The sequence below is a fragment of the Thalassospira profundimaris genome (assembly GCF_003326795.1).
GTDB lineage: Bacteria > Pseudomonadota > Alphaproteobacteria > Rhodospirillales > Thalassospiraceae > Thalassospira > Thalassospira profundimaris_C.
In genome coordinates this window covers 320,566-343,579 of record NZ_JPWI01000003.1, presented here as the reverse complement: position 1 = coordinate 343,579, position 23,014 = coordinate 320,566, and the positions used below count along the sequence as shown (strand labels likewise).

21 protein-coding genes are annotated in these 23,014 nt (G+C 52.4%); 14 read left to right on the top strand and 7 right to left on the bottom strand.

Features of this window, described 5'->3' with window-relative positions:
* Positions 1-19: 19 nt before the first annotated feature.
* Complete coding sequence (locus TH30_RS07745; protein ID WP_114097492.1) at positions 20-1,132, bottom strand: substrate-binding domain-containing protein; 1,113 nt, start codon at positions 1,130-1,132, stop codon at positions 20-22.
* Between the two features lie 432 nt (positions 1,133-1,564).
* Between TH30_RS07745 and TH30_RS07740 the strand changes: the two genes are divergently transcribed.
* Both TH30_RS07740 and TH30_RS07735 read left to right on the top strand, forming a co-directional pair.
* Positions 1,565-2,770 carry a sensor histidine kinase gene (locus TH30_RS07740; RefSeq protein WP_114097491.1) on the top strand — a complete coding sequence of 402 codons (1,206 nt, stop codon included), beginning with the start codon at positions 1,565-1,567 and terminating at the stop codon, positions 2,768-2,770.
* Positions 2,751-3,485 carry a response regulator gene (locus TH30_RS07735; protein WP_114097490.1) on the top strand — a complete coding sequence of 245 codons (735 nt, stop codon included), beginning with the start codon at positions 2,751-2,753 and terminating at the stop codon, positions 3,483-3,485. Before TH30_RS07740 ends, TH30_RS07735 begins: the two co-directional genes overlap by 20 nt.
* A 212-nt stretch (positions 3,486-3,697) precedes the next feature.
* Here TH30_RS07735 and TH30_RS07730 read toward each other — a convergent pair whose 3' ends face one another.
* Together TH30_RS07730 and TH30_RS07725 are read right to left on the bottom strand one after the other, a co-directional pair.
* Entirely contained in the window at positions 3,698-5,098 is a 1,401-nt protein-coding gene (locus TH30_RS07730) for a sensor histidine kinase (protein ID WP_114097489.1), read from the bottom strand.
* Complete coding sequence (locus tag TH30_RS07725; protein WP_114097488.1) at positions 5,095-5,760, bottom strand: response regulator transcription factor; 666 nt, start codon at positions 5,758-5,760, stop codon at positions 5,095-5,097. The genes TH30_RS07730 and TH30_RS07725 overlap by 4 nt, the downstream gene beginning before the upstream one ends.
* Before the next feature lie 142 nt (positions 5,761-5,902).
* Between TH30_RS07725 and TH30_RS07720 the strand changes: the two genes are divergently transcribed.
* On the top strand, positions 5,903-7,027 hold the full coding sequence (locus tag TH30_RS07720) for an ABC transporter substrate-binding protein (protein ID WP_114097487.1): 1,125 nt from the start codon (positions 5,903-5,905) through the stop codon (positions 7,025-7,027).
* Between the two features lie 23 nt (positions 7,028-7,050).
* Here the strand turns inward: TH30_RS07720 and TH30_RS07715 are convergent, their stop codons facing one another.
* Positions 7,051-7,911: a citryl-CoA lyase gene (locus TH30_RS07715; protein ID WP_114097486.1), complete on the bottom strand. Its 861-nt coding sequence runs from the start codon at positions 7,909-7,911 to the stop codon at positions 7,051-7,053.
* Entirely contained in the window at positions 7,908-9,125 is a 1,218-nt protein-coding gene (locus TH30_RS07710; protein WP_114097485.1) for a CaiB/BaiF CoA transferase family protein, read from the bottom strand. Before TH30_RS07710 ends, TH30_RS07715 begins: the two co-directional genes overlap by 4 nt.
* A 118-nt stretch (positions 9,126-9,243) precedes the next feature.
* Here TH30_RS07710 and TH30_RS07705 point away from each other — a divergent pair, with 118 nt between their 5' ends.
* The 6 genes from TH30_RS07705 to TH30_RS07680 all read left to right on the top strand — a co-directional run bounded on the left by TH30_RS07705 (position 9,244) and on the right by TH30_RS07680 (position 16,143).
* Positions 9,244-9,924, top strand: coding sequence for an IclR family transcriptional regulator (locus tag TH30_RS07705; protein WP_114097540.1), 681 nt, complete (start codon positions 9,244-9,246; stop codon positions 9,922-9,924).
* A gap of 320 nt (positions 9,925-10,244) precedes the next feature.
* A complete protein-coding gene (locus tag TH30_RS07700; protein ID WP_181850178.1) occupies positions 10,245-11,243 on the top strand; it encodes a tripartite tricarboxylate transporter substrate binding protein in 999 nt (332 codons plus the stop codon).
* Between the two features lie 44 nt (positions 11,244-11,287).
* Complete coding sequence (locus TH30_RS07695; protein ID WP_114097483.1) at positions 11,288-11,776, top strand: tripartite tricarboxylate transporter TctB family protein; 489 nt, start codon at positions 11,288-11,290, stop codon at positions 11,774-11,776.
* The gene (locus TH30_RS07690) at positions 11,769-13,304 is read left to right on the top strand and encodes a tripartite tricarboxylate transporter permease (protein ID WP_114097482.1); all 1,536 of its coding nucleotides are present in this window, start codon (positions 11,769-11,771) and stop codon (positions 13,302-13,304) included. The genes TH30_RS07695 and TH30_RS07690 overlap by 8 nt, the downstream gene beginning before the upstream one ends.
* Positions 13,305-13,339: 35 nt before the next feature.
* Positions 13,340-15,022: a methyl-accepting chemotaxis protein gene (locus TH30_RS07685; protein ID WP_114097481.1), complete on the top strand. Its 1,683-nt coding sequence runs from the start codon at positions 13,340-13,342 to the stop codon at positions 15,020-15,022.
* Positions 15,022-16,143, top strand: coding sequence for an AbrB family transcriptional regulator (locus tag TH30_RS07680; RefSeq protein ID WP_114097480.1), 1,122 nt, complete (start codon positions 15,022-15,024; stop codon positions 16,141-16,143). The genes TH30_RS07685 and TH30_RS07680 overlap by 1 nt, the downstream gene beginning before the upstream one ends.
* Positions 16,144-16,249: 106 nt before the next feature.
* Here TH30_RS07680 and TH30_RS07675 read toward each other — a convergent pair whose 3' ends face one another.
* Entirely contained in the window at positions 16,250-16,729 is a 480-nt protein-coding gene (locus TH30_RS07675) for a MarR family winged helix-turn-helix transcriptional regulator (protein WP_114097479.1), read from the bottom strand.
* Positions 16,730-17,053: 324 nt separating this feature from the next.
* Between TH30_RS07675 and ectA the strand changes: the two genes are divergently transcribed.
* The 5 genes from ectA (at position 17,054) to mazG (ending at position 22,047) form a co-directional block, all read left to right on the top strand.
* Positions 17,054-17,602: a diaminobutyrate acetyltransferase gene (gene ectA, locus TH30_RS07670; protein WP_114097478.1), complete on the top strand. Its 549-nt coding sequence runs from the start codon at positions 17,054-17,056 to the stop codon at positions 17,600-17,602.
* A gap of 124 nt (positions 17,603-17,726) precedes the next feature.
* Positions 17,727-19,010 carry a diaminobutyrate--2-oxoglutarate transaminase gene (gene ectB / locus TH30_RS07665; protein WP_114097539.1) on the top strand — a complete coding sequence of 428 codons (1,284 nt, stop codon included), beginning with the start codon at positions 17,727-17,729 and terminating at the stop codon, positions 19,008-19,010.
* A 66-nt stretch (positions 19,011-19,076) separates the two neighbouring features.
* Positions 19,077-19,478 carry an ectoine synthase gene (locus TH30_RS07660; protein ID WP_068519046.1) on the top strand — a complete coding sequence of 134 codons (402 nt, stop codon included), beginning with the start codon at positions 19,077-19,079 and terminating at the stop codon, positions 19,476-19,478.
* Positions 19,479-19,564: 86 nt separating this feature from the next.
* On the top strand, positions 19,565-21,070 hold the full coding sequence (locus TH30_RS07655) for an aspartate kinase (RefSeq protein WP_114097477.1): 1,506 nt from the start codon (positions 19,565-19,567) through the stop codon (positions 21,068-21,070).
* A 152-nt stretch (positions 21,071-21,222) separates the two neighbouring features.
* The gene (gene mazG / locus TH30_RS07650; RefSeq protein ID WP_114097476.1) at positions 21,223-22,047 is read left to right on the top strand and encodes a nucleoside triphosphate pyrophosphohydrolase; all 825 of its coding nucleotides are present in this window, start codon (positions 21,223-21,225) and stop codon (positions 22,045-22,047) included.
* A gap of 25 nt (positions 22,048-22,072) precedes the next feature.
* Here the strand turns inward: mazG and TH30_RS07645 are convergent, their stop codons facing one another.
* Complete coding sequence (locus TH30_RS07645; RefSeq protein WP_114097475.1) at positions 22,073-22,945, bottom strand: AraC family transcriptional regulator; 873 nt, start codon at positions 22,943-22,945, stop codon at positions 22,073-22,075.
* Between the last annotated feature and the right edge of the window lie 69 nt (positions 22,946-23,014).

Below are 23,014 nucleotides of genomic sequence, written 5' to 3'. Positions count from 1 at the left end.
GGTAACCGGACGTTTGTTGTTAGTTATTCTCGCCTGTCTGAGACGCGATTTCCTCTGCCGTGAAGCCAATATTGCAAGCTTCGAAATTGTTGCCCGCAAAGAAGCTCCCCGGAAGTTTCGGGAACATTTCGACACCTTCCTTGAAAGGCGCATAGGAGATCGATGTCGGCAGCGCAATTTCTGAGGGAACGACTTCACCCTTCAATGCCGCTATTGCTGTTTTGATCGTTACTGAGGACTGCGCAGGACCCGTGCCACCAGACTGACAGCTCAGCCCAGCTTTATTGCAGAGCTGCCGAAACGCATTTTCGGTTTCTCCGGAAATCGGAGCTTTGAAAACGCCCGCATCCAGCATAGCCGTTGCAACACCTTGCGATCCGCCCTGCACATAAATCCCGTCAAATACACCGCCTGCAGCAATAGCATCTGCCGTAACTTTCTGGCCATCGCCGGGCGCCCAGTTCCCAACGACATCAACAACTTCGACGTCACGACCGGATTCCTTGATAACTTCAAGAAAACCCTCGTTTCGCGCGATATCCACAGGTTGCCCCGCAGGACCACGTACATGCAGGAACTTGGCAGGACCATCTCCGCTTTGTTCAAGCAAAAATTCCCCGGCTGACTTGCCAAGGCCTTTTTGATCAACATTGATCGCGATCTGGTTCGGGTCATCAATAACGTTGTCAAATGACAGAACTACCACATTGGCTTCGTTGGCTTTACGAACCACTGAACCAAATGCTGCGGTATTGTTGGCATTGATGATGATTGCATCAAATCCCTGATCGATGAAGTTGTTCGCAGCCGCGATCTGAGCGGCGATATCCTCACCGACCGAAACGACCTTGAACTCTTCGATATCAGCTGCCACGTCAGGCTGCGCAGCATACGCCTTTGCGACCGCAATCATTTGAACGCGCCAGTCATTGGCAATAAAGCCGTTGACCAGAGCAATCTTGTAAGGGCCTTCACGTCCTGGCCACTGGAAGTATGTCGTGTTGTCCGATACCGGTGTGAAGCATGACGGATCAGCGCCAGGACCAGCAACGGTATTCGGGCCAGCAATCGCAACCTGTGCAGTCAACATCAGGGCGACAGTTGCTGTCGTCATCGAAAGTAGTTTTTTCATGGTATTCCTCCCGTTGGATGCGCTGTTCTTTATGTCTTCCTCAGCAGGTCAGCGCCCCTGCCCGCTTTGTGTAATTTTCTTGGTCAGTTAGGTGTCAAATGTCTGAATCGACGCTCCTGATCATCGATCGCAAATGAACATTTTTGTCGTCAGGCCAATTTCCATTGCGAAATCTGGTTGTGCACACAGCATTCGCTTGAACATCGGCAAGTGACTTATTGTTTTTATTTATTCCATCACCGTGGAGGGGTGAGGATGAGTTCGCGACTGCAACTCCAGCCATGAAACCATTGCGCAAGTTTCATTCTCTGCTGATAAATCGTAAAGAGCACTCTCCGCACAACGCATACGGTGTCACGCATCCAAGTTGCGGGTTTCCGCAAGACAAGGCAAAAACCTGTGAATATGATTTAAGAGCTGGAGGAAACAACCATGTCGGATCTTGCTCACTACCTTCGCATATCCAATTTGCTTGCGGGCAATCTCGATATTCACTCGGCGCTAAGCTCGGTGAAAACCGAGATCGACAAGATTATCGAGTTTGACCATCTTGATGTGTGTCTTATCGACACAGACAAAAGGTGGGCGACGGCATATGAAGTTGGCGTGGAAACTGCCTGGAGCAAAATGCGGTCCCGGGTGCACAAGGCTCCGATCCGCGACATCCTTCTGGGCAAGACAGACCATCTCCTTACAGGAAATGCACTTCAGGATCCGCGTTTCATTTTCCCCGGCGCAGTAAGTGCACCCATAGTAGACCACGAATTGCGCAGTCGTGTGAGTGTCGGCATGAAGGTCCTGGGTGAAGTCGTCGGGTCTTTGAATTGTTCTTCAAATAAAGAGGACTTTTATACTCAAAGCCATGTCGAGCAGATACGCATTCTCGCAGACATGCTGGCTCCCTATTTTTATGCCCTGCGGGCTAATGAAAAGGCCAATAAAGAAGCAATAATTCGTGCCGAAATTCTTGCGCGTGAAGAAGGTCTGCGGTTGGGGGCGCTTAGCCTCACTGATGCTCTCGAAGCCGAACGCCAGCGTATTGGCATGGACTTGCACGACCAGACTTTGGCCGACTTGACACGCATCGCCAGAGATATCCGCCCCGGCCTGAGCGAAGCACAGTATCTTCGATTGCAGCAGCAGGTCCAAAACATGATTCAGGGACTGCGCGACATCATTGATACCTCAATCCCCTCAATCCTTGACTTGTTTGGATTTCACCACGCGGTTCAAACCCATCTGGAACGTGCGGTTAGCTATGACAGCACTATGCAATTCAGGGTCGACGATCATACAGACGGGGCAATTGATTCTTTGCCAGAGACAACACGGATCGCCGTTTTCCGGATTTGTCAGGAAGCAATCAATAACGCTGTCCGGCACTCCAACGCCAATCTCGTTTCAGTTTCGGTAACCGAAAACCCGGCAGGTTGTTTGAATATTCGGATTTCAGACGACGGTCGGTTCAAACCACATCCAAGAAAACCTTCCAGTGGATTGGAACATATGAAAACCCGCGCGCGCCTCATCGGTGCGAAATACGATCTTTCCACTTCACAAGGTACGCAAATTACCATTCAGTTGCATCAAACGACCGGAAAAGCAGGAGACGTGATCCATGAAAATATTGCTGGTTGAAGATGACAAAATGCACACCGATTTTCTGATGGAGATCGTGGAAAGTACGTTGCCGGAATTTGATGAAATCCTGCTTGCTCCAAATGGCAAAGATGGCGAAACACTTGCACGTCGCCATCAGATTTCTGCAATTGTGATGGACCTGCGAATGAAGGAACACAACGGTATCGAAGCCGCCCGAACCATTTGGGCTGAACGCCCGGATACCCGAATTCTTTTCTGGTCAAACTATTCTGATGAAGCGTATTTACGCGGCATTACGCGGATCGTTCCAGATCAGGCGGCTTACGGATATGTTCTTAAAACTGCTTCACAAGACAAGATGCGCCTGGCTTTACGCGCAGTCCTTATTGAAGCACAGATTGTTGTCGATCGCGAAATTCATCAGATACAGGCCCAACACATGCGTTCACGCAGCGCATTAACGGAATTCGAATATTTGATCTTGCTTGATCTCGCACTGGGGTTACCTGACAAGGCAATCGCAATACGCCGGAAACTCTCGCTTCGGACTGTCCAGAACCGGTTACTGTCGCTGTACGATAAACTGGATGTAGAATCCCAAGACCAAAATGACATGGGTATCGTACTCAACAAACGGACGCGCGCCGTCTCCAGTGCCATCGCGCGCAAGGTGATCAATCGCGAGGGGCTTATCACCGCGAACAAAGAACTTAGTGCATGGCTTGCACGCACATCTGTTTCTCAAGATTGAGATAGGTGGAAACCCATAGCCTCTTCAAGTCATTGACAATCACGCAACATCAACCAGTTCCCGCATATTCGAAACGCAGTTCAAACTAACGCAAGCCGTTCCAAAAACCCGCCGACATCTTTAGATCAGGATATATCCTTTAATATCAAATAGATGAAAAGATATATTAATCGGAAACTTTGACTTTCATCGCCACATCCCTGCGTTGCGCATCATTGACATCGCTTGAACTTGACACTGAACACGCAACCGCCGTGACCTTGGGGCTGTGACAGCTTCACTTTGGTTTCGTGACGTGCAGCAATCTCTTTGACGATCGACAGACCAAGTCCGCACCCTTCTTCCTGCCCGGCATCATTCATCCGGTAAAACCTCTTGAAAACGTCCTTGTGGTGTTCAACAGGAATTCCCGGGCCGTTATCCTCGACCGTAAGCCGCACGACATCATCCTTGAAATCATTTTCAAGCCGCACAGTCACTGCACTGCCTTCCGGGCAATATATCAGTGCGTTATGGACAAGGTTTTTGAGAAGCTCTTCGATAAGCGTCGCATCACCCATAATGTATGTAGGCTCTGTCAGACCTTCATATCCAAGATCAATACCGCTTTCGAGTGCTGCCGGGACCTTGGTGCTGGTCACAGCGCGCGTAATTTCACAAAGATCAATTTTTTCAAACGGTCGACCAGCCAATCCTTCGGGTGCTGCGCGCGCAGATGCGAGCAACTGATTGGCAAGATGGGATGTTTGCCGCGTCGAAGACGCAATCGTTGCCATGATCTGATGCAGTTTTTCGGGTTCGCTCTCGCGCTGTCCGAGCTCGGCCTGGGTGCGAAGTGCTGCCAAAGGTGTACGCAACTGATGTGCGGCATCCGCAGTAAATCGCTGCATCGTTTTCAGACTGTTCTCCAGACGCCCGAACAGCTGGTTGATTGCCCCAACCAGATGACGTACCTCGGTCGGAACGTCATGCAAAATCGGTCGCAAATCGGTCGGCGAGCGCCGATTAAGTGCTTCTTCAAGCCGGGTCAGCGGTTTAAGGCCCTGCCCAATACCAAACCACACAATGATGGCCGCAAGCATGATCAGTACGATCTGGCGCGCAGCGGCACTGGCGAGAATATCCTCGCTAAGACTTGTGCGCGTCCCCATGGTTTCCGCAACAAGAACCTGAAAACGCGTGGCTTTTCGAACGCTTGCAACATATCGCGACAAGGCCCCGATGCGAACCTGCTCACCATTATAAACAGCATCATAAAATACCGGTTCTTCACGAAGTGGCAAAAGGCGTTCCGGAACCGGTGGCAGGTCTTCATAGCCGGTGATGAATTCACCCTGCCCTGTACTGACCTGATAAAAGACGCGATCTTCTGCGGCACTGGTCAGCATCTCAAGTGCGACATAGGGAACATCGACTTCGATCTTGCCGCCGATCAGGACAACACGGTCAGCAATTGCCAATGCTGAACTTAAAAGAGCTCGGTCAAAAGCCTGATTTGTCGACTTTACTGCGTTACTCCGAACTTCGAGCAACATCAGGGAACTGATCACCAAAAGAGGTATCAGCAACCATATGACAAGCCTGCGTCTGAGTGACCCGTTACGCCATTTCATGTTTTCTTCAACAAATACCCAAGGCCGCGCACTGTCTGAATTTTAACATCGGCCATTTCCACACGCTTGCGCAAACGACTGATATAAAGCTCTACCGCATTGGCGCTGATGTCATCCTCGAACCCGGCGAGCTGATCAGAAATCTGCTCCTTGCTCAGCACATGTCCGACACGTAGTAACAGAATTTCAAGGATATTCAGTTCACGACGTGGAATGTCGACATCCTCGCCTTTAATCGTTACCCGCCGGGCAACAGTGTCAAATGCCAGCTGTCCACATTTGATCTGGGTATTGTGCGTACCGGCATGACGCCGCATCAGTGCCCTGACCCGTGCTTCAAGCTCGACCAGTTCAAATGGTTTCGCCAGATAATCATCTGCACCAAGATCAAGTCCCTTGACCCGGTCTTCGATATCGCCACGTGCGGTCAGGATCAGAACAGCACTTTCAGCACCGCGATGGCGCAACCGCCTGAGAATTTCAAGCCCGTCAAGTTTCGGAAGGTTCAGATCAAGAACAACAAGACCGTATTCCTGTGTGCGCAGGATATCATCGGCTTCCTCTCCATCTGCAATCACATCAACAGCATAGCCCGAATGACGCAAAGACCGTGCAATCCCGTCGGCAAGTGCTGCATGATCTTCAACGACAAGGACTCTCATTGTTTGTAATTCTCTTCCCTGTTAAACCGTTCTACGGCTTTGTTCTGCCTTGCGGCTCCCTGAACGAACCATGATATGGCAGATTACTTTGTTCATACCACAGCCACCTGTGAATGGCCGAACGTGACATAGAGTATCCAAAATGACCCTGGGCCGAACCATTATTCGTTTATGTGCCATCGTCGCGACGATGCAAGCATCTTCTGCATTGGCCGAGGTGTTTACATTTCCTCCGATGCGGACATCACAGATTTCCGACCCGGAACAATCGCTACTGGCGCATGTTACACCATCGGCGGTCATTTATGGGTCAGCCGACATTGGCGCGTTCAGTCCCGTGATCGAGGCCTTCCAGCAAGATAATCCGTTCATTGGCGTCGAATATCATCAGCTTCAGACACTTGAAATGTATGACATGACGCTGTCCCAGCGTGCCAATAGTGAACCAAACGCCGACCTGATCATAAGTTCGTCCATGGACTTGCAAATGAAGCTCGCCAATGATGGTTACGCAATTTCCCATCAAAGCAGCGAGACTCAGGCACTTCCGCACTGGGCGCGATGGCGAAACGAGGCCTTTGCCGTCACACAGGAACCTGCTGTCATTGCCTACAACCGGGCATTTTTCCGTGAACACGATCTTGAACCGCCACGCACGCGCGATGATTTCATTGCACTCCTGACCAAACATGACGACCTGTTGAGCGAAAAGGTCACGACCTATGATATTGAGCGCAGTGGTGTCGGCTTCCTGTTTCTGGCCCGTGACGAACGATTTTTCCCTGGCATCTGGGATTTCGTTCGCACACTGGGGCAATCGAAGGTGAAGCTTTACTCAAACACATCTCCGATGCTTGAAAAGATAGCCGACGGTCAGGTTGTTCTGGGATATAACTTGCTTGGCTCCTATGCCGAGACATTCAGCCATCGCAACCCGAATCTCGGCGTTATTCTGCCCGATGATTTCATTGTTGTTTATTCGCGTATTGCCATCATCCCGCGTGATGCCCGGAACCCGGATCTTGGCGCGCGCTTCCTTGACTTCATGTTATCCGTCAAGGGTCAGAGCATTTTGCAAAATGAAGGCAACTTCAACCCGGTACGGTCAGATGTTCCGCAAAGCCCGTTCTCGTCACTGATCTTTGATCGCTATGGCGAACGGGTGCGCTCATTCCCGGTTGGCCCCGGATTACTTGTCTATCTTGATCAGGCCAAGCGCGAACGATTTATCCGTCGCTGGCAGGATGCCTTGCTAAACCGCCGCTAAAGCACCCTGCCCACCATTCATCCTTAGTGGTTATCAAAACCGGATTTGGCAGTATCAGGGACATCCCGACGTTCCGGACCATTGTAGTTCCAGATCAGTCGGCGCGGGATCGGCCCCTTATTGCGTCCGCCCTGTTGTGTTTGCTCCCAGGCATGGGCAAGAATGCCCACCGACCGCGACAGGCAGAACAAACCGCGTGCAAGTTCCGGAGCAAAACCAAGCTCGGCATAGATCACGGCGGTCGCACCATCGATATTCATTGGAATGCGCTTTCCTTTACGCGCAAGCAATTCATCCTCGATTGCACTGGCAATTTGTCCAAACTGTCCGCTTACATGACCGTGGGTCGATGCCTGTCTGACCAGTTCCAGCAGTCTTGGCGCACGCGGATCCACCGGATGAAAACGGTGTCCAAAGCCCGGAATATGTTTGCCGTGCTCTGCAATCTGATGATCAAGCCCCGATGCCACGGCATCACGCAACGTGGCACCTGCGCCCATGCGCTTTGAGATATCGTGATAAAGCGTCACCGCCTGCTCACCCGCACCACCGTGAACATCGCCTAACACATTAACAGCACTTGCCATCGCGTTGTTAAGGCCAACACCGCAAGTCGCCGCCATGCGTGCAATTGCAATACTGGGTGCTTGCGGCCCGTGATCAACGGCTGCAACCAGCGCTGCCTCAAGAAGCTTTGCCTGATCCGCAGTTGGCAATTCACCGCGTGTCATCAACCAGATCATGGTCGGGAAACTGACATTGCCGATCAGATCCTCAATCGGGTAACCGGCATAATGGATTTTCCCAGGTTCCATATCGATGATATCGGTCTGCCACCAGTCACTGACTTCGTTTTCAATGTCCTTTGCGGTCTTGTCATTCATAGTACGCCCTCCTTGGACAAGGTTGTGATCTCGTCAGGAGGCAGGCCAAGCGACGAGAGAATATCTGTATTGTCCTGACCAAGTTCGGGGGGCGGCATATCGACCGATGGTGCAACCCCGTCCATCTTGATCCCGGTCTTCAAAATTCGGATATCACGATCCGCACCGGGAACATTTTCAAAGGCTGCCAGCATCCCGCGATCGGCAATCTGCGGAAGCGCAAGAACCTGTGGCACAGTAAGAACGGCACCGGCAGGAACACCCACTGCGTTGAATTTCTCAACCCAGTGGTCCGTTTCCTGTGTCGTCAGGACGGCTTCAAGCAGTCCGGTCAGTATGTCACGGTTCTCCAGTCGTTCCTTACGTGATGTAAACCGCTCATCGCCGATCAGGTCCTCAAGACCAAGGACACCACACAGCGCTTCGAACTGCTCCTGTTTGTTGGCGGCGATATTGATCTGACCATCTGCTGTTTTGAACGCACCTGACGGGGATGAGGTGAAGTTATCATTGCCGTTCGCGGTCGGTTCTTTGCCAGCAATGAGATAATTTGAAACCACCCACCCCATAGTCGCGATGACTGATTCCAGCATCGAAATGTCAATAAAACAGCCTTTACCATCCTTGTTGCCAAGAGCTCTTCCAGCCAAGGCCGAACTGATGGCAAATGCAGCTGTCATGCCCCCAATCGTATCGGCCATCGGATAGCCGACGCGATACGTTCCCGTCTCCTCTGTCCCGGTGATCGTCATGATACCGGACAGGCCCTGCACGATTTGATCATAGGCCGGAAGTTTCTTCATCGGGCCAGTCTGACCAAATCCGGAAATCGCACAGTAAACCAGTGCGGGATTTACCTTTGACAGAACGTCATAGCCAAGATCGAGCCTGTCCATAACGCCGGGCCTGAAATTCTCGACAAGAACGTCGGCCTTCTTGACCAGTTTCTTGAGGATATCTTTGCCACGTGGATCTTTCAGGTTCAGGGTAATCGACTTCTTTCCGGCATTTTGCGCCAAGAAGGAGACGCCCATCAGCTTTTCATTCAACCCCATATCGGCACCCAGCTGTCGGGCAAGGTCACCACGCCCTGGGGCCTCGACCTTGATTACCTCTGCACCAAGATGAGCAAGCTGATGACAGCAAAACGGCCCGGCCAGCACGTTTGTCAGATCAAGCACTGTGATGCCGGACAAAGATTTTGTTCCGTTCATAGGTCTTCCTTAAATTCTGTCTGGTAGAATTATGTTCTATTATATAGAATTTATGGCCCGTGCGAAATGCAAACCGGTCGCCGAACACCGCAGCAACCCAACAGCGAGATCACTTTTCATGTCAGAACAAAACGTTAGTGCCGTGGAACGGGCCCTAAAAATTCTTGATGTCTTTACGGACCAGGATCCGGATCTTTCGCTCAAGGAACTCGCTGAGCGTACCGGAATGTATAAAAGCACCCTGTCACGACTGGCAGGAACGCTGGAGTCACACGGGTTTCTGATGACCTCCGGTCGCGGACGTTATCGATTAGGCCCGGCATTGTGGCGACTGGGATCAATCTATCGAAGATCCTATCGAATGGATGATGTCGTGCGCCCGCACCTGTCGGCGCTGGTCGCCCAAAGTGGCGAAACTGCCTCATTCTATGTGCCTGAGGGCTCCAACCGCCTTTGTCTGTTTCGGGAAAATTCACCCAGCAGCTTGCGCCACCATCTTGAAGAGGGTGCAATCCTGCCCTGTGATCGTGGTGCCGCGGGGCATGTCATTCGTGCTTGGGGAAACGGTGTTGATGATCGCGCTATCGAGGTTCTTGGAGACAGGTTTGCGCAAAGCGACGGGGAACGTGATCCGGATATTTCCGCGATCGCAGTCCCGGTCCTTGATCGTCAGAATCACCTTCTGGGTGTTTTGACCCTTTCTGGTCCCGGTAGTCGTTTTACATCTGAAAAACGACTCAAGATGCTGAATTCATTGCAGTCCCATGCAGATGATTGCGGCAAGAAGTTGTCTGCCTGATCCCGTTTTTCCTTCATTTTTGCCAATATCGCATAAATCATGTGAAATTTTTTCACCGAATTATCTGCAATGACAGGTTGATGACAGGTTCGACTGTTAACGTCCTTCCACTGCCGATCCGGGGGTTTCAACGAAGCACCCGGAACAAACAAAAAGAATATCGGCAAGGGAGGACAACCTAATACCCGCATGCAGATGGCATTGTTGCATCCGCTAAGCGGGTTTCAACGTTCTTCCTTGCTGAAGTTTTGTTCCTGATGATCGGTCGACCGCCAAACGGGTGGTCTGGGAAAATGCTTTAGTGTCTGGAGGAGACCCTGATGAATAAGCTGACGATGTTCTCACGTCGCGGATTTATTGCCGCAGCAACCGCAGTTGCTGTTTCAACTGCTGCATTTGGCGCAATGGATGCCAAAGCCGCAGAAATGAAAGAAATTCACTTCGTCATTCCGGGCGGCGCTGGCGGCGGCTGGGATGGCACGGCACGTGGCACCGGCGAAGCACTGACCAAATCCGGTCTGGTTGGCACCGCATCCTACGAAAACATGTCTGGCGGCGGCGGCGGTAAAGCCATTGCCTACATGATCGAAGCTGCTGATCGCCTTGACAACACCTTGATGGTCAACTCCACCCCGATCATCGTACGTTCGCTGACCGGTGTGTTTCCGCAGTCGTTCCGTGATCTGACCCCGATTGCAGCAGTCGTTGCTGAATACGCAGCGTTTGCCGTTCCGGCAGACAGCAAATTCCAGTCTTTCACCGATGTTGTCGAAGCCGTCAAAGCCGATCCGAGTTCGGTTAAATTCGGTGGCGGCTCGGTACGTGGTGGCATGGACCATATCGTAGCGGCCTATGCTGTCCAGAAAGGCGGCGGCGACGCCAAACAGGTTAAATACATTCCGTACGATGCTGGCGGCAAGGCAATTGCAGGCCTTCTGTCGGGTGAGACCGAAGTTCTGTCAACCGGCTTGGGCGAATTGCTTGAACTGGCCAAAGCAGGTCAGATCCGCATTCTTGCTGTAACGTCGAAAGAACGCGTTGAAGCTGCTCCTGACGTTCCGGCACTGGGTGAAATTGGCATTGATGCCGAATTCATCAACTGGCGCGGGTATTTCGGTTCCCCGGCCCTGTCGGCTGAAAAAGCAGACGCTTACGCTGCCGTTCTCAAAGACGTTCAGGCCACTGAAGAATGGGAAACCGTTCGCAAACGTAACGGCTGGGAAAAAATCTACAAGCCGCGCGCCGAGTTCTCTGCCTTCATGGAAGATCAGGAAAAGGTCGTTGGCGACCTGATGCGCGATCTCGGCTTCCTGAAGTAAGCCTTTAGAACACAAGTAAAAAGACCTCCGAAGGAAACCACGCCATGTCCATCAATCGCGACAAATTCGGCGCATTGCTGTTCCTATGCCTTGCTCTGATTTATGGCTTTTACGTCGGTGACATTCCGCTGCTGTTTGGCGATGAGGATGCTCCGTTCAATGCCAGAACCCTCCCTAATGCACTTGCCTGGATTCTGGGCGTGGTTTCCTTCATCCAATTGATCCTGCCGGCCAATGAAGACGCTGGCAGTCTCTCGGATGCCTTTCGTGGCCTGAAATGGCGACGTGTCGTCATTCTTGCGGCCCTGATGGTGTTCTATGGTCTGACGATCCGCCAGCTTGGCTTCCCGATCTCGACATCGCTCTTCCTGATGGGCGGTTTCTATACCCTTGGCGAACGACGTCCACTGGTTCTGGTGTTGACGGCCGTTCTTGTCACACTAGCATTCTGGGGGCTGCTGTACCTGATGGGTATTTACCTGACCCCGGGCGATTTCTTCTATTATCTCGGTTGGATCTCAAACGATGCTTGATGGAATTTTTGCCGGTCTGTCGACCGCTGTAATGCCAATCAACCTTCTGATGGTTGCGGTTGGCTGTTTCGCAGGCACCTTCATCGGGATGCTTCCCGGTCTTGGCCCAATCACCGCTATCGCACTGATGATCCCGATTACCTACGGGTTTGATCCGTCAACCGGCCTGATCCTCATGGCTGGTGTATATTACGGGGCGATCTTTGGCGGTTCGACATCTTCTATTCTGATCAATGCGCCGGGCGTTGCCGGTACAGTCGCAACTGCCTTTGACGGTTATCCTATGGCCCAGAAGGGTCAGGCGGGCAAGGCATTGGCGATTGCGGCATATTCCTCCTTCTCGGGCGGTACGATTGCGGCAATCTTCCTGCTGGTTGCAGCCCCTGCCCTGGCATCGGTTTCTCTGTCCTTCCAGTCTGGCGATTATTTCGCCCTGATGGTTCTGGGACTGACAGCAGTTTCTGCGTTTGCCGGTAAAGGCCAGGTTCTCAAGGCGATCACGATGACGCTGTTTGGCATCATGCTGTCGACCATCGGGACCGATCCGGCGGCGGGTGTTGCTCGCTTTACCTTTGGCAGCATGGATCTTGTCGATGGTATCAGCTTCCTGTTGCTTGCAATGTCGACCTTTGCACTGTCAGAAGCCCTTCTTTCGATCCTCCGTCCGACCAAAGACACCCGCTCGGACGAAGAAAAGGCCCTTAAAAGCCTTGGATCAATGAAGTTGTCCAAGGCAGAAGTCAAAACCATGGTACCGGTCATCGGCCGTTCTTCCATTCTCGGCTTCTTTACAGGTGTTTTACCGGGTGCGGGCGCAACCATTGCATCCTTCCTTGCCTATGGCATGGAACGCAATCTGGCATCGGCCAAGGAAAAGCTTCAGTTTGGCAAGGGATCCATTCGCGGCCTTACGGCACCGGAAACGGCCAATAACGCTGCTTGTTCGGGTTCATTTGTGCCACTTCTGACACTGGGTATTCCGGGTTCCGGTACAACTGCTGTCATGATGGGGGCACTGATTTCCTATGGTGTTCAGCCGGGCCCGCGCCTGTTTGTCGAGCAGCCCGCTGTGTTCTGGTCTGTCATCATCTCGATGTATATCGGCAACGTGGTTCTGCTGATCCTCAATTTGCCACTTATCCCCTATATCTCCCGTCTTCTGGCCCTGCCCCAGCAGCTTCTGGTGCCGTTCGTTCTGTTCTTCTCGCTGGTTGGTGTCTATCTGGTGACCTTTAACACCATGGACATTCAGATGATGGTATTTGCCGCCGCTATCGCAATCGGCCTGCGTTTGCTGAATTATCCGATGGCACCGATGCTTCTTGGCTTCATTCTCGGCAAGATGATGGAAGAAAACCTGCGTCGCGCATTGGCAATCAGTGACGGCTCCCTTTCCTTCCTTTGGGAACGTCCGATCACCCTTGTCATTCTTCTGATCAGTATTCTTTTCCTCTCTGCACCTTTGATCGGAAACTTCCGCGAATGGATGCGCGGCCGCAAGGCTGTTCCCAATGACGGTGAACTCTAGGAAGCGACGTTAATCGACAAGAAGGAAACGGGTGAATGCGTTTTATTGATAATCTGTCGATCGGCCCCAAAACCCTGTTGGTTCCGGTCTTCCTTATGATCGTCATTATCGCAATGGGCGTTGCGACTGTCGCAACCCTCGAAAGCGAGAAAGCCACACTCACCAGCCTTCGCGTCGAAGCCTATGAACGGCGATCCGATGCGCTGACCTTAAGCAATGCGCTTAACGAGGCTCACGGATCGCTGTTTCGCATTCTGACATGGGATTCAAACGGTATTAATGCCGCCGTTGTACCGGACCTGCGCGAAAAGGTCAGCAAGCTGTCCTCCGAACTGGCCCCGATGGCAGAACGACTGGCCGCCGTTGGCGGCGATGAATTTGCAGCCAATTACGCAAAATACATGGAACAGGTCGATCAGTTCCTTGTTGAAAGCGAAATGAATATCTATGGCGCGCTTGAAGTCATCGCGCAGGCTGACGAGACGTTTCAGGCACTTCAGGTTCCGCTGAACGATATTCTTGCCAAGACCCACGACATCGCAACGACCTCCTTTGCCGAAGCTTCGTCAAAGGCCGAAGCTTTGCAACGCGTCTTTGTCATTGTTGCCGTCCTGGTGGTGATTATTGCCGGGATCGTTTCTGTCTTTGTGTCGCGCCGTATTTCACGCCCGATGACCGATTTGGCGCGACTGATTGAAAAGATTTCCAATGGTGATCTTGATATCGATATCCGCGGCGGGCAGCGGCGGGACGAAATCGGCACTGTTGCGCGCTCGGTCACTGTGTTGCGCGATCAATCGCGCGAGGCTGAAACCTTGCGCAAGGAGCGCGAGCGTATCCGTGGCGTTGAACGCCAGCGTCAGCAAAACCTGATAGAGGCAACCGAACATTTCCAGCGTTCGGTTCAGGAAGCCCTGTCGGGCTTTGATCGCGAGTTTGGTTCGCTCAACGGTTCGGCAAGCGACATGGAGCAGATTGCCAACCATGCCAGCGCCCGCTCTGCAGACGCAAATCAGCATTCCGAACAGGTACTTCACCATATCGAAGCGGTATCGCACACCACAGCCAGCCTATCCGAAGCCATTGCGGAAATCGGACAGCAGGCGCAAAATTCTGCCACCGTTGCCGGGCGCGCCCGCGAGGAAAGCGAGCATTCCCGCGCCTTGTTTGATCAGTTGACCAATGCCACCCAACGGATTGGTGATATCGTCAGTCTGATTGAAGACATTGCAAGTCAGACCAACCTTCTTGCCCTGAATGCCACGATCGAAGCCGCCCGCGCCGGTGACGCAGGCAAGGGATTTGCCGTGGTCGCAGGCGAAGTTAAAAACCTTGCCTCGCAAACCGCCCGCGCAACGGACGAGATCGCAAGCCAGGTCGAAGAGATCCGCGGACTGACCGACAATGTCATCGCTGCCCTTCATAGCGTTGCCGACGTAATTGGAGAGGTTGACCAGTCCGCAGCAGCGATTGCGGCCGCCGTTGAAGAACAACAGGCATCAACCGCAGGCATTTCAAACAGTATTCAGGATGCCAATGGCGGTATGCGCACAGTGGCAGAGGCCGTTGGCGCGCTTGATAATGAAACTGCGCGTGTTCATAACGGTTCGGAAAATGTCTCGCGGGCAACCAACACCCTGAATACCGAAGCATCCCGACTGCGCGATGCCATTGATGGTTTCCTAGAGCAGATTGAAAAGAACAAGGCTGAAGCATAATGAACAGAACACCGGACGATCCTTCGAATGACAGTTGGATCAATCGCACTTCCCGTGTTTTGACGCCGAAATTCTTTAAAAAACTTGCTGTCGGACTGGGGATCGGTCTTGTCGGTGGCGTGATTGCCCATTCCATCAACATGCCGCTGGCCTGGATGATGGGCCCGATGCTCGCGACTTTTATCGCAAGTCTTCTGCGCGTCCCGATGGGCATCCCGATGCAGTTCCGCTCAGCCATTCTTGGCGTGATCGGAATATTCCTTGGGGCGTCTTTCACGCCCGATACATTTGACCAGGCGGCGCGCTGGCCGATCAGCATGATCGCTGTCCTCCTTTACGTACCAGTCATCACGGTGATCATCACCTGGTTTTATACCAAGGTTGCCCGTCTTGATCCGGCAACGGCCCTGTTTTCGGCCACCCCGGGTGGCTTGACCCCGATGGTCGTCCTTGGGGCTGCTGCAGGTGGCAACGAACAGGAAATTGCCCTGACACAGGGGCTGCGTGTTCTGTTGCTGGTGATGTCAGCCCCCCTTATTGTCCTGATGATCACCGGCGTCGTTGCAAGTGGTCATGGTGATAGCGAAGCCGTTCAGATGACTCTTGGCGAAGGTGCGCTTACTGCAATCTGCGCCCTTCTCACCATTCTGGTATTTCGAAAGATCAGGGTACCCGCCTCATACATGACCGGCGCCATGGCCGCCAGCATGGTGCTGCACGTCACTGGCACGGTTGAGGGCAATCTTCCCGGATGGTTGCTGGCAGGGAGTTTGCTGATCCTTGGCTCAGCCATCGGCAGTCGCTTTTCAGGGGTAAAGCTTGCTGTCCTTGGTCGACTGGCAATCTATTCAGTCCTTGCCACTGTCGTCGTCCTTGCCTTTACCGGTGTCATTGCGTGGTTTGTGGCGCAGTGGCTGGACCTTGACTTTATTGCAGTCCTTCTGGCTTTTGCCCCGGGCGGTGTCGCCGAGATGTCATTGATCGCACTTGCACTGAATGTCGAACCAAGCTTTGTCGCATTCCATCATATCGTGCGCATTTTCGAGATTGTGCTACTCGCCCCGATCATGGCGAAATGGTTCGAACGCCATATCAATCGCAAGAAAGGCCTTCCGGGCTAACCGAATACCGGAACTTTCGACCAGACTTTTTCTTTTATATACCAGCATCTTAGGCCGGAACCATTTTAAGTAACTTTTAAAATGGTTCGATCACTCGCGGCCGGACCTAGTCGCGCTTATCGACAATAACATCGTGATCTAGCAATGGCGCAACGTCGATGTCGCTTGCATCCATCATGCCCGATACACGCTGCAACGCCGCGATAAGGAATGTCTGTTCCCATTCCTCAAGATTGTTGAACTTGTCGGAAAAACGGTCATGCAAGGCCATTGGCGCACGATCAAGGGTCAGCACGCCCTCCTCGGTCAGGCGCACAAAGACTTTACGCTTGTCCGTATCACCGCGTTCGCGAGACACCAATCCCATCGCCTGCAACTTGTCGACAAGTGATGTGGTAGATGCCTGTGCAAGATTGACCTTGGCGGCAATCTGCCCGACCGTCATCTCGCCGAACTCTTCCAGTGACTGCAAAACAAGAAGCTGTGATGTTTTCAACCCGGTGATTTTACCAAGTTTCTTGGCGTGAATATCACTCGCACGCAGGATTCTGCGAATTGAGATCAAAGCTTCGTGCAATTTGTCCATTTTGACGATCCGGGCGAAAATTATTGTTCTGCTGCAGAACCTGTTTTAGCCGCACACCCCGCGCTACGCAACGTTTTACGACATACTTCCATCGATTTTCTATTGGTTATTACATCGACAATCGTTATTTTAAGGAAAGAATTTTTCCTCATTCTCAGCGCATCATTATCGATGTTCGATTAATTATACTTGTTATATTTATCAGTAACTTAGAGCATTTCACAGGAATTTCACAGTCGAAGGGTTGATCATTTTATATCGATATTCTATACATCTTCTGCGACATGAATGATCGCATATCGAAATAACAGAACAGGCAGACCGATGAAAATTGCCACCACAAAGGGCAATACCGGCCAGAAAGCCAACCTGATTATCCGAAAACCCAAGGCCACTGACGGCGCTACGGTAAACAACCTCATCGCCGAGTGTAAGCCTCTGGATGAAAACTCGATGTACTGCAATCTGCTACAATGTTCGCACTTTGCAGACACCTGCGCGATTGCAGAACTTGACGGCGAAGCTATCGGCTTCGTCTCGGGCTATATCGTTCCGAACAAGAACAACCAGCTCTTTATCTGGCAGGTCGCCGTATCACCGAAGGCACGCGGATTACGTCTGGCTAAACGCCTGATCCTTGACATTCTGGACCGTCCGGCATGCCACAACGTGACCGAACTGAACACGACAATCACCTCGACCAATGCACCGTCGCAAGGCGTTTTCCGTTCAGTCGCACGTGAGCTTGGCGCCGACGTCAAACGCAAGGTCCAGTTCGAACGCGAAACCCACTTTGAGGGGGCCGCTGCCAGCGAAATTCTGTGGCAGATCGGACCGTTCGAACGTGAAGATGTTGAACGCGTCGCGGCCTGATTAGACCAACCTGACCACTCCCAGCGCATGCAGCAAACGGTCATACCGTTTTTGGAACAACCGGCTCGCCGGAACGTTTGGCATGACATGTGGATTTGATTTTCCCAATCTGAAAGAGGGAACCATGACTGTATTTGATCGCCTTGAATCGGAAGTCCAGAGCTACGCACGCTCCTTCCCCGTTACTTTTGAAAGTGCCGAAGGCGCCTGGCTTACCGACGAGAACGGAAATCGTTATCTTGATTTCCTTGCCGGTGCCGGCAGCCTGAACTATGGCCATAACCATCCGGCCCTGCAGGAGAAACTGATCGATTACATCAAATCGAACGGTATCACCCATGGTCTGGACATGCACACCAAGGCCAAGGAAGCATTCCTTAATGCGCTTGAAACCAAAATCTTCAAGCCGCGTGACATGGAATACAAGGTCCAGTTTACCGGCCCGACCGGCACCAATGCCGTGGAAGCAGCCCTGAAGCTGGCCCGTCGCGTCAAAGGTCGTGAAACCATCATTTCCTTCACCAACGGTTTCCATGGCTGTACGCTGGGTTCCCTTGCCATCACTGGCAATGAACATCATCGCGGCGCGGCTGGCGTATCACTTGATAACGCGGTTGCTGTTCCGTTTGACGGCTATATGGGCGATGGCGCTGATACCACCGAGTATCTTGACCGTGTTCTGTCAGACAACTCAAGCGGGGTTGCCCTTCCGGCGGCCGTGATCGTTGAAACCCTTCAAGGTGAAGGCGGTCTGAATGCGGCCGATTTTGGCTGGCTCAAAAATCTTGAAGCAGTATGCCGCAAGCATGACATCCTTCTGATCGTCGATGACATTCAGGCGGGCTGTGGCCGTACCGGCACATTCTTCAGCTTCGAACCTGCGGGCATCAAGCCTGACATGATCACGCTGTCAAAATCGTTGTCGGCCTATGGTCTGCCACTTGCAGTCGTCCTGATCAAACCGGAATTCGACGTCTGGCAGCCGGGTGAACATAATGGCACGTTCCGCGGCAACAATCATGCGTTTGTCACGGCAGCAGCGGCACTTGACCTCTTCTGGTCTGACGATGCCTTTGCAGCAGATGTGCGCGACAAGGCCGAGTTCCTTGGCAAGCGCCTTGAAGAAATTGCCGAACGTTATGGTGATGGCAAACTTTACCGCAAGGGGCGTGGCCTGATGCAGGGTATCTGCTTTGAAAGTGGCGAAATGGCATCGAAAGTCACCAAGGAATGTTTCAGGCATAATCTGGTGATCGAAACCAGTGGTCCGGAAGACGAAGTGGTGAAATGCCTTGTCCCGCTGATCATCTCCAAGCAGGATCTGGCACATGGTCTCGACATCCTTGAGCTGGCAACAGCCAAAGCCATGGGCAAGGATGTTGCACCGACCAAAGCTGCTGCTGAATAATATGACAGGGGCGACGCACCGTTGCGTCGCCCTGCCCCACAACTTCATTAGATCAAAGAGTTACAAATGATTGTTCGCACCCTGAAAGAATGTGAAGCATCCGGTCGCCGTGTGGTCTCGGATAACTGGGAAAGCACCCGTCTGTCGCTTGCCGATGATGGCATGGGCTTTTCGTTCCATATCACCACCATCTATGCCGGCACGGAAACCGAGATCTGCTACGCCAACCATTTCGAGACTGTCTATTGCATCTCGGGCAACGGTGAAGTCGAAACCATCGAAGATGGCAAGAAATACAAGATCGAGCCGGGAACGGTTTACATCCTGAACAAGCATGACCGCCACTATCTGCGCGGCGGCACCGAGGACATGGTTGTAGCCTGTGCGTTCAACCCGCCGCTTAACGGTCGCGAGGTTCATGACGAGAACGGTGTTTATCCGCTCGATGGCGATGCGCTCGCAAGCTAGGACTCTTGCTTGAGGCGGCCGGTAACGACCGCCTTAAACTTTCCGAGCCAATAATCTTTCAAGGAAACGCCCCCAAAGGAGGCAACATGCTTTCAGCCCAGAAAAAATCGGACGCTGGGCATAGCGTTCACAAGATCGGTGGTACGTCTATGACCCAGGTAGATGCGGTCATGGACAATATTCTGGTCGGCAATCGTAGCGAGGAAGAGCTCTATAACCGGGTCTTTGTCGTTTCAGCATATGGCGGTTTCACCGACCTTCTGCTGGAAAACAAGAAAACCGGCGAAGCAGGCGTCTATCAGCTATATGCCGGATCGGAAACCGACTGGGCATGGGGTGATGCCCTGACCAAAGTTTCCGAAAAGATGTGCGAAATCAACGAGAAGATCTTTGGTGACGCCCCGGAACTGAAACTTGCCAATGCCTTTGTTCAGGAACGCATAGAAGGCACACGCAGTTGCCTGATGGACCTTCACCGTCTTTGCAGTTTCGGGCATTTCAAACTTGAAAAGCATTTACTGACTGTACGTGAAATGCTGTCCGCGATTGGCGAGGCACATAGTGCGCATAACACCATGTTGTTGCTGCGTGCCAAAGGCGTGAATGCGGTCTTTGCCGATCTTTCCGGCTGGCGCGAGCCCGAGGCATCAACACTTGATGGTCGTATCGAAAAAGTATTCACCGATATCGACCTTCCAAGCCAGCTTGCCATTGCAACCGGATATGCCCAGTGCAGTGAAGGTTTGATGAGCATCTATGGTCGTGGTTACAGTGAAGTCACGTTCTCGCGGATTGCCTGTCTGACAAAGGCGCGCGAAGCAATCATTCATAAGGAATTCCACCTTTCGAGTGCTGATCCGCGCATCGTTGGCGAGGATTCCGTTCGCCCGATTGGCCGGACCAGCTATGACGTGGCCGATCAGCTGTCGAACATGGGCATGGAAGCCATCCACCCGCGCGCGGCCAAGGGCCTGCGTCAGAATGATATTCCGCTTCGGATTGCGAACACCTTTGAACCGGAACATCCGGGCACGGTGATCGATGATCACTGGAACCCGGAAAACAGCCGCGTTGAAATTGTAACCGGCGTTCCGACTGCGTTCGAAATTGAAGTCTTCAATCAGGACATGGTTGGTGTTCCGGGGGGCGAGGAATCAATTCTCAGCGTTCTGAAACGCTATAAGGTTCCAACCGTCACCAAGAACCTGAATGCCAACACGATTACGCATTATGTATCGGCACCACTGAAACAGATCCGCCGTTGCGTTGACGAAATCGAAGCCAAGCATCCCGAAGCAACCGTTCAGACCCGCAAGGTCGCGATTGTTTCTGTGATTGGCGCAAATATCGCCCAGCCGGGCCTGTTTGCCCGATCAGTCTCGATCCTTGATGAGGCAGGTGTCGAACTTGTGGCATCTCATTATCCGAGCCGTCGGGTTGACCTTCAGTTTGTCGTCGCCGAAGGCGATTTCGACAAGGCAGTCATCGCCCTGCATCGCGGCCTCGTCGAAGGCAAGAAATCAGAAAGCGCAAACACCGAAGATTCCGGTGATGAGAGCGCTAACAAACAGGAAAAGCTCAAAGCCGCATAAGGCAACAGGCATCCTGACATCACGTCAAAACCCGCAAGCACCATACGGCTTGCGGGTTTTGTTTTGCCCAGATCAGAGACTTGTCAGCATTGATGCACCGCGATAGGACTAACAGGAACACCGCAAGCAAACTTCAAACGGGGACTATCTGCATGAGCACGCAAAACAGCAAAGCCATCAACGACCTTCTTGACGTCATGGCACGCTTGCGTGATCCCGATGGCGGATGCCCCTGGGACCTCGAACAGGATTTCTCGACAATTGCCCCCTACACCATCGAGGAAGCCTATGAAGTAGCCGATGCAATTGCCGATAACGACATGCCTGAACTCTGCAATGAGCTGGGTGATCTTTTGCTTCAGGTGGTTTTCCATGCCCAGATGGCAAAGGAAGCCGGGCATTTCGATTTTGAAGATGTTGCCAACAGCATCGTCTCGAAAATGATTAGTCGTCATCCGCATGTCTTTGGCGACGGCGATGCGACAACCACCGACGGCGTTAATCAGACCTGGGAAAAGATCAAGGCCGCTGAACGCGCACAAAAGGCCGAAACAAAGGGTCATGACCGTCATAGCGCACTTGATGGCGTCGCAAGTGCCCTGCCCGCATTGATGCGTGCCGAGAAACTGACCAAGCGCGCGGCACGTGTCGGGTTTGACTGGCCAAGCACCGACGAAGTCTTTGACAAGCTTCACGAGGAAATTGACGAACTTAAAGCCGAGATGACCGACAATCCTGACCCGGGCCGATTGCAGGATGAATTGGGCGACATGCTGTTTGTGATGGCAAACCTGGCACGCAAGATCGGGGTCGATCCAGAAGTTGCCTTGCGCGGTGCCAATCACAAATTCACCAAACGCTTCCATTTCATCGAAGATGAACTCGCCCGCGATGACCGAACTGCAGCGCAATCTGATCTGGAAGAAATGGACAATCTTTGGGACTTGGCCAAGAAGGTCGAACGGGGTCAGGCGTAACCAACCCCGTTCTTGCATCCAGCTATCAGCCTTCAAGCGGCATATAGATTTCCGTCAGCAATTCTGTCGGCGCCACTTCTCGTGGATTATTGAGGTATTCCTCGAATACAGGCCCCTCACGCACTTCCTCACCAGATTGCGGTAACCATTTGCCAAATAACCACAAATAGGCCGCCCTCATATCGGCATATGGCCCCTTGTAGCGAAGACAGGCATACCGACCAGCCGCAACAGTTGCGCGTGTAACCGGCACCTCAACGTCAACGGCCTGACTGTTTTCAAGAAGCACTCCTGCCCTTGAAAACAGGTCTTCTTCACGATACGAATCAGGATCAGTGTGATAAACACCGATCAACCTGATATCGGGTCCAACCAGCCCGCGAACGGCAAGCCAGCCGAACAGGCGATCAAACGCCTCGCCGATTTGCATGAATGATCCGTGATGATGAATGGTCAAAAGTGACATCTCAGGCACGTTCCGGATTTCCACGTCCCATGGGCCACTAACGAGTGCTCCCTGATCTTCATCAACGGCATTCTGGAACTTCCGATGACTGCCTTCCTTGCGATAGCGGGCGGGCGGCATTCCATAGCTGTCGGAAAAGATACGGGTAAAGGATTGCAAATTCGGATATCCGCACCGCTTTGCAATATCATCAATTGGGATTTCGCTGTTGGCCAGCATTCCGGCGGCCGTATGAAGGCGCACCCGCTTGACTGTCGCAGCCACGGTTTCACCAAACACACCGTGATAAATGCGATGCCAGTGCGTCGGAGACATACAGGCAATTTCAGCAAGGCTGTTCAAATCCAGATCATCTGCCAGATGATCATGAATATAGGCCTGAACACGGGTAAGACGGTCCTGATAGGAACGCTGGGCATGTAATTTATTCATCGTTCTCTCATGCATTTGTTGTGCAATTTGAAAACGCTATCACGGTGCGATTTGACAAATCTTGCGATC